The organism is Methylibium rhizosphaerae (assembly GCF_006386545.1).
In the GTDB taxonomy this organism is placed as follows: domain Bacteria; phylum Pseudomonadota; class Gammaproteobacteria; order Burkholderiales; family Burkholderiaceae_C; genus Pseudorivibacter; species Pseudorivibacter rhizosphaerae.
Window position 1 is genome coordinate 86,117 of record NZ_SWAR01000019.1, and the last position, 13,615, is coordinate 99,731.

Genomic DNA, 13,615 nt, shown 5'->3' on the forward strand with positions numbered 1-13,615 from the left:
CCGTGCTGCAATCCGTCGCCCCGCCTCTTCGGCGCCTCCGCCTTCCGCACTCCATGCAGCCAGCCCTGCCCCGCTTCAACGAACGCGCCCTGCTCTACACGCTGGCCGCCCTGCAGTTCACCTACATCGTCGACTTCATGGTGATGATGCCGCTGGGGCCGCAGCTGACCCGGCTGTTCGGCATCAGCGATGCGCAGTTCGGCCTGCTCGTGTCGGCCTACACGCTGGCTGCCGGCGCCTCCGGGCTGGTGGGCAGCACCTTCGTCGACCGGTTCGAGCGCAAGCGGCTGCTGCTCATGCTGTATTTCGCCTTCGCGCTGGCCACGCTCGCCTGCGGCCTGGCACCCAGCTATGGCGCGCTGATGACCGCGCGCGTGCTGGCCGGCCTGTTCGGCGGCGTGATGGGCACGCTGGTGCAGACCATCGTTGCCGACGCCGTCCCGTTCGAGCGGCGCGGCCAGGCCATGGGCATCGTGATGGCCGCGTTCTCGCTGTCCACCGTGGCCGGCGTGCCGGCTTCGCTGTGGCTGGCCGAGCTGTGGGGCTGGCATGCCAGCTTCATCGCCATTGCGCTGGTGAGCTTCGCGATCGGCGCGATGGGCCTGCGCACGCTGCCCGTCATCGACGCGCACCTGCACTCGGGCCGCCGTCGTTCGCCCTGGCAGGACATTGCGGAGGTGCTGCGCGAGCGTGCCCACTGGCGTGCCTTCGGCTTCACCGCGCTCGTCATGGCCACCGGCTTCACCACCATTCCGTTCCTCACCATCTACATGACCAGCAACATTGGGCTGCCCTCGCAGCAGATCCCGCTCGTGTACCTGGCCGGCGGCGTGGCCACGCTGTTTTCGGCGCGCTGGATCGGCGCGCTGGCCGACCGCTTCGGCAAGGTGCGGGTGTTCCGCGCCGTGGCTGCGATCGCCCTGCTGCCGCTGGTGGGCATCACCTACCTGGGCCCGGTGCACGTCGCCGTGCTGCTGGTGGTGACCACGATGTTCTTCGTGTTCGTGTCGGGCCGCATGGTGCCCGGCATGGCGCTCATCACCCAGGCCGCCAAGCCGGCGTTGCGCGGCACCTTCATGAGCCTGAACGGCTCGGTGCAGTCGGCCGCGATGGGTGTGGCCTCGCTGGTGGGCGGCGCGCTGATCGGCCGCGATGCGCAAGGGCTGGTCACCGGCTACCAGCATTGCGGCTGGGTCGCGGCGGTGTTGACTCTGGCGTCGTTGTGGTGGGTCGGGCGGCTGCAGCTGCCGGCCGCACCACCGAACGCCACCCCGCCGCAGCAGCCGGCGGGCACGGCCGCCGTGCAGCGCTGACCCGACGCCTTGCCTTGAAGGAACAGCCATGACAGAACCCGTCGGCATTGCCGAGGCCGTGCGCCGACTGGTGCAGGCCCGGCGCAGCGGCCAGCCGGTGCCCGCGGTGCCGCTGCCCGACGCGCCCAGCGCCTATGCCGTGCAGGATGGGGTGGCCCGGGCCCTGGGCTGGTTCGGCGCCGGCGACCGGGCCCCGCACTTCTGGAAAAGCGGCGGCCCGTCGCGAGACATCGAACTCACCCATGCGCCGCTGCCGCCGGCCGGCGTGTGGCGCAGCCCCGTCGTCGCACCGGCCGGCTGGCCGTCATGGCGCTTGAGAGGTATCGAGGCCGAAGTGGCGCTGCGGCTGGGCCGCGACGTCGATGCGGCGCTCGCCGCCACGCTCGACACGCCACGCGCCGCCGCGCTGGTGGACGCGATGTGCGTGTCGATCGAGATCGTGGATTCGCGCTGGGCCGAGGCGCTGGACGCGCCACCGCTGGCCCGGCTGGCCGACCTGCAGTCGCACGGCGCGCTGGTGCTGGGCGACTGGGCCCGCTTCGAGCCGGCGCGCGACTGGGCCGCGCAGACATGCCGGGTGCGCATCGGCACGGCACCCGAGGCGGTGTACCAGGGCAGCCACCCGCTGGCCGACCCGTGTTTCGTGCTGCCGCAGTGGCTGCGTCATGCCACGCGGCATGGCGCCACGGTGGCCGCCGGCAGCGTGGTGAGCGCCGGGTCGTGGTGCGGGTTGCTGCATGCCGATGCAGGCGACACCGTGCACGTCGCCTTCGACGGCATCGGCGACGCGCGGGTCACGCTGTAGCCCGCAGGCTCAGCCGCCCTGCTGCTCGAACAGCTTGGCGGCGCGCCGCTGGAGTTCGTCGGGCTCCACGTCTTCGATGTGGGTGGCGATGCTCCACTTGTGGCCGAACGGGTCGCGGATGTTGCCGCAGCGGTCGCCATAGAACTGGTCGGCCACGTCCATCAGCACGGTGGCACCGGCCTCGACCGCACGCTTGAACACCACATCGACGTCGGGCACGTACAGCATGATGCTGCTGCCCGAATCGCCGATGGTCTGCGGGCTCAGCGCCTTCCACTCGGGGGCTTCGTCGTGCAGCATGATCACCGAGCCGCCGATGCGGACCTCGGCATGGGCGATCTTGCCGTCGGGGCTGTTGAAGCGCATCACCTCTTCGGCGTTGAACGCCTTCTTGTAGAAGTCGATCGCCTGCGCGGCGCCCTTCACGGTGAGGTAGGGGGTGACGGAGCTGTAGCCGTCGGGGATGGCCTTCACGGGTTTACGGTTGGGCATGGGGGAGTCTCCTGGTCAGGGGCTGGGAAGCCCGAACACTGTACGGACATACAGCATAGACCCCCTCGGTGCGATTGCAAGTGCCGGCCAAGCCGGCGACACCACTGTTACCTGGGGAAAGAGGGCTGGGTTCGCAGGCGCAACCGCAGCTGCAGCTCGCTCGGGTTCATGGTGAAGGTCATGTGCTCCTGCATGGCCTGCCCGTCGGCGGTGGCGAGCGAATCCAGGTCGAAGGAGCCGAGCAGCGTGGCCATCGCCAGCTTGATCTCCAGCAGCGCCAGGTAGCGCCCCGGGCACACGCGCGGACCGCCGCCGAACGGCATGGCCACCCGCTTGTTGGGTGCCGGCGCGGCCGCGGCGGCGCCATCGGCGGCCAGCCAGCGTTCGGGTTCGAACCGTTCGGCCGCACCGAACCAGCGCTCGTCCAGGCTGTCGTGGCGCAGCACCAGCCACAGCAGCGTGCCGCGCGGCAGCTGCACATCGGCCACGGTGGTGTCGTGCAGCGCCTCGAGCCCCAGGAAGGGCGCCACCGGCTTCAGCCGCATGGCCTCGCTGGCGCAGGCTTCCACATAGTCGAGCGAGTCGATCTGCTCGAAGCTGGCGCCGGCGAGGTCGGGCACCACGCGCTGCACCTCCTCGCGGGCGCGCTGCAGCGCCTGCGGGTGGTGGTGCAGCAGCCAGATCAGCCAGGCCAGGGTGTTGGAAGTGGTGTCTTCGCCGGCGAACAACATGGTCGAGACGTTGCCGGCGACGTCGCGGTCGCTCAGGCCCGCATCGCCGTCTTCTGCGGCCGCGAGCATCGCCTCCAGCAGGTTGCGCGGCTGCTCGCGCCGCGACGGATCCGCATGCAGCCGCTCGCGCGCCTGCGCAATGAAGCCGGCAATCGCCTGCTGCAGCGCAGCCATGCTGCGATCGGCACGGCGGTCGTCGGCCAGCTTGAACCAGCGCCAGTACGGAATGGGCGTCATCACCCGGCGGAAGATGGTCGCCAGCACGGTGTCGAGGTGGCGCTGTATCACGTCTTCGCCGGCTTCGAGCGTGTTCACCTCGCTGCCGAACGCAAGCCCCGCGATGATGTCGACCGCATAGCGCTTGAGGTCGGCCTGCAGGTCGATGGCGGTGCCCGCCTGCGCGGCATGGAGCCAGCGCTTGCGCAGCCGCAGCGCCACCTGCTGCAGCGCCGGAAAGTACGCCCGCACGTGGCCGGGCGCGAAGCTGGCCATCACCATGCGGCGCTGGCGGCGCCAGGCCTCGCCTTCGGCGGAAAACAGGCCCGGGATGCCGCCCAGCTCCTGCCCCACGCGGCGCAGCTGGGAGCTGCGCGAGAAGGTGTCGGGCCGCTCGCGCAGCAGCTGGCCGATCAGCTCGTGGTCGGACACCACCACCACCTGCGTGGCGCCGAGCTTCACCCGGAACAGCGGCCCATGCAGGCGGCTCCAGGCCTCCATCGCCTGGTGCACCCGCTGGCGCCGCACGCTGAACAGGCTGCCGACGAGCGGCCAGCCGCGCGGGCCGGGCAGGTCTTCGATGCGGCGCGGCGCGGCGGCAGGCGGCGTTGCGGCGGTGGTGCTGGGGCTGCGCATCATCAGGATCTCCCGTGGGGAGCCTGATGATGGCCAACGCACCTGAGCCAGGTCAAGCAGCCCGCTCAGCCCACCTGCACGGTGATGCGGCGCGGCTGCGCGTGTTCCTGCTTCGGGATGCGCAGGTTCAGCACGCCGTCCTTGAGGTTGGCATCGATGCGCCCGGTGTCGAGCTCGCGGCTCAGCGTGAACGCACGGCGATAGCGCGGCACGCGCACCTCCGCATACACCGGCTCCAGGCCGCCCGGCGTGACCGGCGCGACGGCGCCTTCGATCAGCAGGGTGTCGCCTTCGACCTTGAGCTCCAGCTGGTCCTTCGGCACGCCGGGCAGGTCGGCCAGCAGCGTGATGCCGGTCTCGTCTTCCAGCACGTCGACCCGCGGCACCATGGCGCGGTTGTCCGCCTGCTGCTGTTGCGGCTGCTGTTGCGACTGCTGTTGTGGCTGTTGCGCCGTGGTGGTCCTGACTTCCTGAGTGCTCATGGTGGTCCTCCTTTCGTCCTGCAGCTTCGATTACTGGATCGCGATGCGCCGTGGCTGCGCCGACTCGCGCCGCGCGATGCTCACGTTGAGCACCCCGTCGCGGTAGCTGGCGTTCACCCGGGTCGGGTCCACGTCGTCGGGCAGCGCGATGGCGCGCTTGAAGCTGCCGCTCACCCGTTCGCGGCTGTACACGCTGGCACGCGAGCCGGTGTTCTGGGTACCTTCGCCGGCGCCGGGCAGCGCCGATGGGCGCTCGCCGGAGATGGTCAGCACGCCGCGGTCGATGCTCACGTCGAGCTTGGACGCGTCGATGCCCGGGGCGAAGGCATACACCTCCACGCTGTTGGGCGTGTTGCCGACGTTGATGGCAGGGAAGGTGCCCGGGGCCACCGAGCGGATGCTGCTGGGGAGGCCCGCGGCGCCGAAGACGTCGTCGAGTTCGCGGCGCAGGCGTTCGAATTCGCCGAACACACTGCCCGGGAAGTTCAGCATCGATTCATACATGGCTGTCGCTCCTTTCAGTGGGTTGGGTCGGCGCCCGCAGCAACAGGCCGCCGGGCGCCTGAGGAGCGAAATAGTGTTCGGTGCGGGGAGTTCAAGAGGGCAGGCGCACGGGCGCGTTGCGCAACCGCACCCTGCTGACGCAGATCAAAGACTATTGCGCCTGCTGCACCGGGTGGGGCGCCGGGTGGGGCGCCGGCACCCAGGCCAGCAGCGTACGCACCAGCTCCTTGGGATCGATGGGCTTGCTCACGTGGGCGTCCATGCCGGCAGCCAGGCAGGCCTGCCGGTCCTCGTCCATGGCGGCGGCCGTCATCGCGATGATGGGCAGCTTCTCGCCCTGCGGCAGCAGGCGGATCGCGCGGGTGGCATGGATGCCGTCCATTTCGGGCATCTGCATGTCCATCAGCACCACGTCGAACGGCTCGCGCTTGATGCAGTCCACCGCCTCCAGGCCGTTGGCCGCCAGGGTCACGTCGAGCCCCGCCATCTGCAGGAAGGCCATGGCCACCTGCTGGTTGACGAGGTCGTCCTCGGCCAGCAGCACGCGCGCGCCATGGATCGTCTTCAAGGCCTGCGCGAGGTCGAGCTTGGCACCCAGCGGTTGGGCCGGCGTGGGCATCGCATCACCGTGCTGCAGTCGCACCACCGCCTCGAACAGCCGCGACGGCGTGACCGGCTTGGCCAGCACGCAGCACCACGGCAGGTCGGCCAGCTCCTGCCGCACACCTTCGCGGGCATGCAGTGTCGTCAGCACGACCACCGCCGGCTGCGCCACCACACGCTGCTCGGCGAGGCTGCTCAGTTGCTCGAGCACCTCCGGGCCGCCGCTCTTCCAGTCGAGCACCAGCAGCTCGTAGGCGGCCTCGGTGGCCGCCCGGCGCAGCTTGTACAGCGCGTCGTCGGCGAATGCGGCCAGGGCCACCTGGAAGCGCCAGCTCTGCAGCATCTGCGCGAGCGCCTGCCGCGCCGTGGGCTGGCCGTCGAGCACCAGCGCGCGCATGCCTCGGATACGGTGCAGGTCGATGCGCTCGACGCCCGGCCGGGCCGGCTTGAGCCAGGCGGTGAAGCTGAAGGTGCTGCCCACGCCCGGCTCGCTCTCGACCGAGATGGTGCCGCCCATCAATTCGACCAGGCGCTTGCAGATGGCCAGCCCGAGCCCGGTGCCGCCGTAGCGGCGCGAGGTTGCCTTGTCGGCCTGCGAGAACACCTCGAACAGCCGGCCGGCCTGTTCCTTCGTGAGGCCGATGCCGGTGTCGCGCACGGAGATGCGCAGCTGCACCCGCTCGGCGTCGGCCGACACCAGCTCGGCGCGGATCACCACCTCTCCGCGCGGCGTGAACTTGATGGCATTGCCCACCAGGTTGTTGAGCACCTGGTTGAGCCGCAGCGAGTCGCCCACGAGGCGCTGCGGGATGTCCTTGTCGATCTCGAAGACGAGGTCGAGCCCCGCCTCCTCGAGCCGCGCCGAAAACAGCTGGCCCACGCTTTCGATCACCTCCTCGGGGCTGAACTCCTCGGATTCGAGCGTGATCTTGCCGGCCTCGACCTTGGAGTAGTCGAGGATGTCGTTGAGCAGGGCCAGCAGCGCCTTCGACGACACGTGCACCTTGGTGAGGTAGTCGCGCTGCTGATCGTCCAGCCGGGTCTGCAGCGTCAAGTGGGTGAGTCCGATGACGGCATTCATCGGCGTGCGGATCTCGTGGCTCATGCTGGCCAGGAACAGGCTCTTGGCGGCATTGGCTGCCTGGGCCTCGTCGCGCGCGGCGGCCAGCTCCGCACTGCGGCGGCGCTCGTCGCCATGGGCCTCGGCCAGCCGCGCGTACAGCAGCGAGTTCTCGAGCAGCAGCTCGAGCAGCACCACGCTGCAGGCGAGCAGCCCGTAGATCCGCCCGGCATAGAAGCCCAGGTCGTAGCGCCCGGCGTTGAGCATGGCCGACAGCGCGATGTCGAAGAGCCAGGCGCACAGCACCACCATCAGCCACAGGTCGATCACCGTGTGCGGGCGGCGGCGCCACCACAGCACCGCCAGCGCCACCAGGCTGGCCAGCCACACGCTGCCCACGGTGGCCAGCATGGCGGGGGTGTAGCGGTTGCCCGCCATGATGGCCGGCAGCAGACCTTGGCCGGCGGTGGCCAGGGCCACCAGGGCCGCACTCAGCAGCACTGCCGCCGCGGGCCCGCCGAAGGCCCAGCCGGCATGCGGGCGCGCCGGCTCGCGCGGCAGCAGCGCGTAGGCCAGCACGAACAGCGGAAAGCCGGCATGCCAGAACATGTAGATCCAGGCGGTGCTCTGCGGCCCGGCACCCAGCAGGCCGCCCGGCGCGAACAGCCCCGGGAAGGTGAGCGCATGGCCGGCGGCGATGAGCGCGGTGAACAGGTAGCCGCTGCCCAGCACGAGCAGCGGGCGCGAATGCAGGATGCGGTACTGGCCGAACAGCAGTGCGGCGGTGATGAGGTCGTTGACGACCAGCGCCGACTCGTAGATCGGAATGAACGCCGGCACCGGGGCCAGCTGCCGCTTCGCCAGGGGCACCAGCCCGGCGAACACGATGGCCGAGACCAGCAGCACGGCCAGGGCGCGCCGGCGTTCGGCCCTCCCCGCGGGCTGGTTCAGCAGGAACGAGGGGCTCTCGTCGCCCGCCAAGGGGTCGTCGCCCCTGCGCTGCAAGACTTCTTCGGCCACGTCGCCTCCCTGAGGCTGCCTCCGTCCAACGACTCGGCTGGGGCCCGATGTTCCTTGAAGCCATCGCGCAACGCAATTGCGCGATGCAGCAAGCGGCCGAAAGTCACGCGGCTGCGGCGCGGGCAGCAGCAGGCGGCGGCGGCAAGGCTTTGGTAGGGAGGGATTGGCGCGCCCGGCTGGGATCGAACCAGCAACCCCTGCCTTCGGAGGGCAGTACTCTATCCATTGAGCTACGGGCGCAGCGACAGGGAAGGCGCGCATTCTAGCAGCGACGCACTTCACCTCACCGGTCGACTCGGGCCGGCCCCTTATAATCCCGAAGTTTTGCGCGCGTGGCCTCGCCGGGCTGCAAGCGCGGCAGCTAGTCCCAGAACACGCTCCCTTCGAGGATTTCATGAGCGACCAACACACCCACGCAGAGCACCATAGCGCCCACGAAGGTCCGATCAAGACCCCCAAGCAACTCATCGTGGCCGTGGTGGCCGCCTTCATCGTGCCGATCTTCGCGATCGTGCTGCTGGTGAGCTATGTGTCGTCCGACACCAAGTCCGGCGCCGGCAGCGAACTGCTCAACGAGCAGGCCGTGGCGGCACGCATCAAGCCGGTGGGCATGGTCGAGGTGAAAGACGCCTCCGACGCCTCGGCGCTCAAGACCGGCCAGGAAGTGTTCAACCAGCAGTGCGGCGCCTGCCACACGGCTGGCGTGGCCGGCGCGCCCAAGTTCGGCGACGCGGGCGCCTGGGCGCCGCGCCTGGGCCAGGGCTTCCCGGCCCTGCTGAACTCGGCCCTGAAGGGCAAGGGCGCGATGGGCCCGCAAGGCGGCGGCGACTTCTCCGATGTGGAGATCGGCCGTGCGGTGGTCTACATGGCCAACGGCAGCGGCGGCAAGTTCGAAGAGCCCAAGGTGGCCGCTGGCGCCGCTTCGGCCCCCGAGGCCGCTGCCAGCAAGTAAGCGGGTCGCCCCAGCAGAAAAGGAAAGCCGGTCCCAGTGACCGGCTTTTTGCTGCCCGCAGCAAGCACCCGTCAGGTGGTGCGTTCTGGCAGCGCGGCCTGCGCTTGCGGGCTGAGCCGGTAGCCGAATCGCGCCGGCAGTTCGGAAAAGCGGATGTTCTGCGGGGCCCAGGCGCCGCTGTTCACCGCGTCGGCGGCCGCATCCATGTCGAGCGAACGCACGAGGCCGAAGCCGGCGTCGGTGTGCAGGAACAGGCGGCCGTGTTCGTCGAGCCAGGCACTGTGCACTCGCCCTGCGTCCTGCCCGGTGTGGGCCTGCACCGCCCACTCATGCTGCGTCGCGGCCGACACCCAGAGCACCAGCGGCGCCGCCTCGAGCTCGACGTACACCCGCTGCGGGCCGTTCTGGAAGAACCACGCGCCGTGCTCGTCGGCGTCGTAGTTGCGGTGGATGAATTCCTTCAGCTTGTCGTGCTGGATGCGGCTGCCCTTCACCTGGGGAAACGGGCCGGCCGCCTGCACCCGGTCGTCGCGCATGTACCAGTCGCCGCGCGCGTCGAGCGCGAGCCAGCCATAGCAGGCCGGCACATTGGGCCACTTCTTCAGCGCTGCCTTGACGATGTCGTCCATGGCGGCAGTGTCGGTCAGAGCTGGCGCGACATCCAGCCCATGACGGCGTCAGGGAGCTGCATCACATGCCCCGGGAAACGCCCCTCCGGGAACCCGACGTGCCCGCCATGCGGCGGCTGCCACAGCGTCACGAACGGGCCCACCTCATGGCGCTGCGGCAGGCTGGCGCCGGGCACGAAGGGATCGTTCAGCGCATTGAGCACCAGCGCCGGGAAGCGGATGCGCGCCAGGTGCGGCTTGGCCGACGCGCGGCTCCAGTAGTCGTCGGTGTCGCGAAAGCCGTGCAGCGGCGCGGTGAAGACGTTGTCGAACTCGTAGAGGTCGCGCGCGGCCAGCAGGCGCTGGCGATCGAACAGCCCGGGGAACTGCGCGAGCTTGGCCAGCGCCTTGGGTTTCATGGTGCGCAGGAACATGCGCGTGTAGATCTGGCGGTTGAAGCCCTGCGAGATGGCGCGGCCGCCGGCGGCGAGGTCGATCGGCGACGAGATCGCGCAGACGGCGCTGGCCGTGTGCGCCGCCGTGTCGCCGGCCTCCTCGGCCCAGCGCAGCAGCGCATTGCCGCCCAGCGACACGCCCACGGCCAGCAAGGGCGCCGCCGGCTGCTGCTGCGCATCGAGCCGCTCGCGCAGGCGCTGCAGCACCCAGCCCACCTCCTCGAAGTCGCCCGAGTGATAGGCCCGCGGTGCGAGGTTGATCTCGCCGGAGCAGCCGCGAAAGTGCGGCACCACGAAACGCCAGCCGTGCTGCCGGGCCCAGTGGGCAAAGGCCAGCGCATAGTGGCTGGCCGACGAGCCTTCGAGCCCGTGGAACAGCACCAGCTGCGGCGCCTCGGCGCGGGCTTCGGTGTCGGCGAGGAAGTCGACGTCGATGAAGTCGCCGTCGGGTGTGGTCCAGCGCTCGCGGCGGAACTGGGGCGCCAGGCCATGGAAGCGGCGCGAGAACAGCGCCGGCCAGATGGTCTGCACGTTGCCGCCGAGGGCGCCACCCCAGCCCAGCCAGCCGGGCGCGCGATAGCTTTGCATCCTAGTGAAGCAGCGACGAAGGCGCCTCGCTGATCTCCTGCAGCTCGCGCGGGCTGCCGGGGCTCGCATGGTGGGCCACCATGCGCCAGCCCTGCGGCGTTTCCATGTAGACGTTGGTGGCCAGCACATAGGCCGCCTGCGGCTGGCCGTCGTCACCCTGCACCTGCACGTGTTCGACCACGTGGTGCACCGCGCAGCCATGCGACTGCACGCTGCGCAGCTGGTGCACCCGCACGTCGACCGCACCGTTGGCGAAGATGGCCTCGAAGGTGGCGCGAATGGCGCCGGCGCCGATGACGCGCGGCCCGCCTGGGTGCACGCAGGCGATGTCGTCGTCGTCCGACCACACCGCCATCAGCCGTTCGATGTCGGCCTGCTGCAGCGCTTCGTAGAACTGCGCCTCGACGTCTTCGGCGGTGGTGGCGCCCGGCAACACCTTCGATCTCATGACGACACCCCGCTCGTCGAGTACGCCGAGCACCCCTCCGGGAGGGGCCGGGCCTGGCTTGGGGGCGGCCCGGCGCGGCGGCCCGTGGCGGACGACACCCCGCTCGTCGAGTACGCCGAGCACCCCTCCGGGAGGGGCCGGGCCTGGCTTGGGGGCGGCCCGGCGCGGCGGCCCGTGGCGGACGACACCCCGCTGGTCGAGTACGCCGACGCCTTCATCTGAACACCACGGTCTTGCGACCGTTGAGCAGCACCCGGTGCTCCACGTGCCACTTCACGGCGCGCGCCAGCACCACGCATTCGACGTCGCGCCCGACGGCGGTGAAGTCGTCCGGGTCGAGCGTGTGGTCCACCCGCTCGACGTCCTGCTCGATGATCGGGCCCTCGTCGAGATCGGCCGTCACGTAATGGGCGGTGGCGCCGATCAGCTTCACGCCGCGCTCGTGCGCCTGGTAGTACGGCTTGGCGCCCTTGAAGCTGGGCAGGAAGCTGTGGTGGATGTTGATCGCCCGCCCCTTGAGGAATTCGCAGAACTCGGGGCTCAGGATCTGCATGTAGCGGGCCAGCACCACCAGGTCGACGTCGTGCTCGGCCACCAGCTTCTCGATCCGGGCCTCCTGCGCGCGCTTGGCCTCGTGCGCGGCGCCGGTGGCCAGCGGCAGGTGGTGGAAGTCGAGGCCGTAGCCCTTGACCAGTGCCGCGAAGTCCGGGTGGTTGGACACGACGGCCGGGATCTCGACGTCCAGCGTGCGGGTCTGCCAGCGGAACAGCAGGTCGTTCAGGCAGTGGCCGTGCTTGCTCACCAGCACCAGCACCCGCGGCTTGCGGGCCAGGTCATGGAACTGGGCGGTCATGCCGAACTGCCCTTGCACGTTGGCGAACAGGCGGCTCAGCGTGGGCGCGTCAGCCAGGTGCGCCGGGGCCTCGAAATGCACCCGCATGAAGAACAGGCCGGTGCCGTCTTCGCTTTGCACGTCGCCGTACTGCTGCGAGTCGAGGATGTTGCAGCCGGCCTGGTAGAGCAGGCCGGACACGGCATAGACGATGCCCTTGGCATCGCGGCACGACAGGGTGAGGACGAATTCGCGGGCAGCGGTGTGCATGGTGGGCGCGATTGTAGGAGCCGCACCGTGTCAGGCCCCTGCATCCGGTTCGGGGGTGGCTGCGTAGCAGAGCGGCTGCGCCATCGCCACCCGGGCCCGCCCTCCCTAGAATCCCGTGCACTTCGTCACGCTCCGCCGCCCCATGACCACCCGATCGGACGACTGGACCGAACGCAGCCGCGAACTCGCGGCGCTGCTCTCGCGCGTGGCGCTGGGCGATCGTGCGGCATTCGGCACGCTCTACCAGCGCACCAGTGCGCATCTGTTGGGGGTGGTGCTACGTATCAATCGAGACCGGGCCCAGGCCGAGGACGTGCTCCAGGAGGTGTATGTCAACGTGTGGCGGGCCGCGCAGAGTTTCGACGCCGCCTTGAGCCAGCCGCTGACCTGGCTCACCAGCATCGCCCGCAACCGGGCCATCGACAGCCTGCGCCGCCGCCAGACCGAACCGCACACCGTGAGCACGACCACGGCCGCCGGCCCCGACGATGACGACGAACACGACATGCTGCAGGACTTCGCCTCCGACGACGCCGGCCCGCTGGAACTGCTGGGCCGCGCCTCCTACGCCCGCGCCATCCAGAGCTGCATGGGCGGGCTGAGCGGCGAGCAGCAGCAGAGCCTGGCGCTGGCGTTCTACCAGGGCCTGTCGCATGCCGAGGTGGCCGAACACCTGAAGCAGCCGCTCGGCTCGGTGAAGAGCTGGGTGCGACGCGGCCTGCTGGCGCTGAAGGCCTGCCTCGAGCGCATGGGCGCCCGGCCGGAAGGAGCCTGAGGTGGACTACTCCCGCCCCGCGCTCGCCGACCGCCTCGCTGCCGAATACGCGCTCGGCACGCTGCGCGGCCCTGCGCGGCGCCGCTTCGAGACGCTGCTGCAGGCTCACCCGGCCCTGCGGGCGGCGGTGCGCGACTGGCACGACCGGCTGATGCCGCTGGCCGCTTCGGTGAAGCCGGTGCAGCCTTCGAAGGCGGTGTGGCAGGGCGTCGAGAAGACGCTGTTCGCCGCCCGCGCCACACCTTCCACGACCCTGCCGCCGACGGTGCTGCCGTGGTGGCAGCGCCTGGGCGTGTGGCAGGCCATGGCCAGTTTCGCCACCGTCGCCGCCATCGGCCTGGGCGTGCTGCTGTCGCAGCCGCAGCCGGCGCAGCCGCCGATCGTGATCGTGATGAACGCCAACCCCGAGGCCGCCGGCGTCGTGCGGGCCAGCTTCGTGGCCAGCGTCAGCGCCGACGGCAAGGCCCTGGTGCTGAAGCCGCTCGATGCGGTGGCGCTCGACGCGAGCCGGGCCCTGGAGCTGTGGGCGGTGCCCGGCCAGGGCGCGCCGCGTTCGCTGGGCCTGGTGTCGCCGCAGGCGGCCACCACGGTGCTGCGCACCCAGCTGCTGAAGGACACCGCCGCCTTCGCGGTCAGCCTGGAGCCGGCCGGCGGCTCGCCGACCGGCGCGCCGACCGGGCCGATCCTGTCCCTCGGCAAGATCTAGTGTCCTGTCGCAGAAATAACTTGCATTGATCTTGCATGTCCTCCGGTACATTGACGGCCGGAGAACGACGATGCACCTGCGTGAAGACGCGACGATCGAGTTGAGCCAAGAGCAGCGCA

Annotated in this window: 14 protein-coding genes and 1 tRNA gene; 5 read left to right on the forward strand and 10 right to left on the reverse strand. The window is 70.2% G+C overall.

The window, feature by feature from the left end:
• Window positions 1–53 precede the first annotated feature (53 nt).
• Together E8D38_RS15020 and E8D38_RS15025 are read left to right on the forward strand one after the other, a co-directional pair.
• Complete coding sequence (locus E8D38_RS15020) at window positions 54–1,313, forward strand: MFS transporter (protein WP_140632248.1); 1,260 nt, start codon at window positions 54–56, stop codon at window positions 1,311–1,313.
• A gap of 28 nt (window positions 1,314–1,341) precedes the next feature.
• Complete coding sequence (locus E8D38_RS15025) at window positions 1,342–2,118, forward strand: fumarylacetoacetate hydrolase family protein (RefSeq protein ID WP_140632251.1); 777 nt, start codon at window positions 1,342–1,344, stop codon at window positions 2,116–2,118.
• Between the two features lie 9 nt (window positions 2,119–2,127).
• Here the strand turns inward: E8D38_RS15025 and E8D38_RS15030 are convergent, their stop codons facing one another.
• The 6 genes from E8D38_RS15030 to E8D38_RS15070 all read right to left on the reverse strand — a co-directional run bounded on the left by E8D38_RS15030 (window position 2,128) and on the right by E8D38_RS15070 (window position 8,102).
• Window positions 2,128–2,610: a VOC family protein gene (locus E8D38_RS15030; protein ID WP_140632255.1), complete on the reverse strand. Its 483-nt coding sequence runs from the start codon at window positions 2,608–2,610 to the stop codon at window positions 2,128–2,130.
• A 107-nt stretch (window positions 2,611–2,717) separates the two neighbouring features.
• Window positions 2,718–4,196 carry a cytochrome P450 gene (locus tag E8D38_RS15035; protein WP_246099507.1) on the reverse strand — a complete coding sequence of 493 codons (1,479 nt, stop codon included), beginning with the start codon at window positions 4,194–4,196 and terminating at the stop codon, window positions 2,718–2,720.
• 62 nt (window positions 4,197–4,258) lie between these two features.
• Window positions 4,259–4,675: an Hsp20/alpha crystallin family protein gene (locus E8D38_RS15040; protein ID WP_140632258.1), complete on the reverse strand. Its 417-nt coding sequence runs from the start codon at window positions 4,673–4,675 to the stop codon at window positions 4,259–4,261.
• Between the two features lie 30 nt (window positions 4,676–4,705).
• Window positions 4,706–5,179 (reverse strand): Hsp20/alpha crystallin family protein, encoded by a 474-nt coding sequence (locus tag E8D38_RS15045; RefSeq protein ID WP_140632264.1) that lies wholly within the window; start codon window positions 5,177–5,179, stop codon window positions 4,706–4,708.
• A 151-nt stretch (window positions 5,180–5,330) separates the two neighbouring features.
• Window positions 5,331–7,862, reverse strand: a complete 2,532-nt coding sequence (locus E8D38_RS28320; RefSeq protein ID WP_181179156.1) for a hybrid sensor histidine kinase/response regulator — start codon at window positions 7,860–7,862, stop codon at window positions 5,331–5,333.
• Between the two features lie 164 nt (window positions 7,863–8,026).
• A tRNA-Arg gene (locus E8D38_RS15070) sits at window positions 8,027–8,102 on the reverse strand.
• 154 nt (window positions 8,103–8,256) lie between these two features.
• Here E8D38_RS15070 and E8D38_RS15075 point away from each other — a divergent pair.
• Complete coding sequence (locus E8D38_RS15075; RefSeq protein ID WP_140632268.1) at window positions 8,257–8,814, forward strand: c-type cytochrome; 558 nt, start codon at window positions 8,257–8,259, stop codon at window positions 8,812–8,814.
• Between the two features lie 71 nt (window positions 8,815–8,885).
• Here the strand turns inward: E8D38_RS15075 and E8D38_RS15080 are convergent, their stop codons facing one another.
• From E8D38_RS15080 to purU, 4 genes are all read right to left on the reverse strand, one after another.
• Entirely contained in the window at window positions 8,886–9,443 is a 558-nt protein-coding gene (locus E8D38_RS15080; protein ID WP_140632273.1) for a DUF2946 family protein, read from the reverse strand.
• A gap of 14 nt (window positions 9,444–9,457) precedes the next feature.
• A complete protein-coding gene (locus E8D38_RS15085; protein WP_140632278.1) occupies window positions 9,458–10,465 on the reverse strand; it encodes a YheT family hydrolase in 1,008 nt (335 codons plus the stop codon).
• Between the two features lies 1 nt (window position 10,466).
• Window positions 10,467–10,913, reverse strand: coding sequence for a YybH family protein (locus E8D38_RS15090; RefSeq protein WP_140632281.1), 447 nt, complete (start codon window positions 10,911–10,913; stop codon window positions 10,467–10,469).
• A gap of 214 nt (window positions 10,914–11,127) precedes the next feature.
• Window positions 11,128–12,015, reverse strand: coding sequence for a formyltetrahydrofolate deformylase (purU, locus tag E8D38_RS15100; protein WP_140632286.1), 888 nt, complete (start codon window positions 12,013–12,015; stop codon window positions 11,128–11,130).
• A gap of 142 nt (window positions 12,016–12,157) precedes the next feature.
• Here purU and E8D38_RS15105 point away from each other — a divergent pair, with 142 nt between their 5' ends.
• Window positions 12,158–12,790 carry a sigma-70 family RNA polymerase sigma factor gene (locus E8D38_RS15105; RefSeq protein WP_140632290.1) on the forward strand — a complete coding sequence of 211 codons (633 nt, stop codon included), beginning with the start codon at window positions 12,158–12,160 and terminating at the stop codon, window positions 12,788–12,790.
• A 1-nt stretch (window position 12,791) separates the two neighbouring features.
• Entirely contained in the window at window positions 12,792–13,496 is a 705-nt protein-coding gene (locus tag E8D38_RS15110; protein WP_140632293.1) for an anti-sigma factor, read from the forward strand.
• Window positions 13,497–13,615 lie beyond the last annotated feature (119 nt).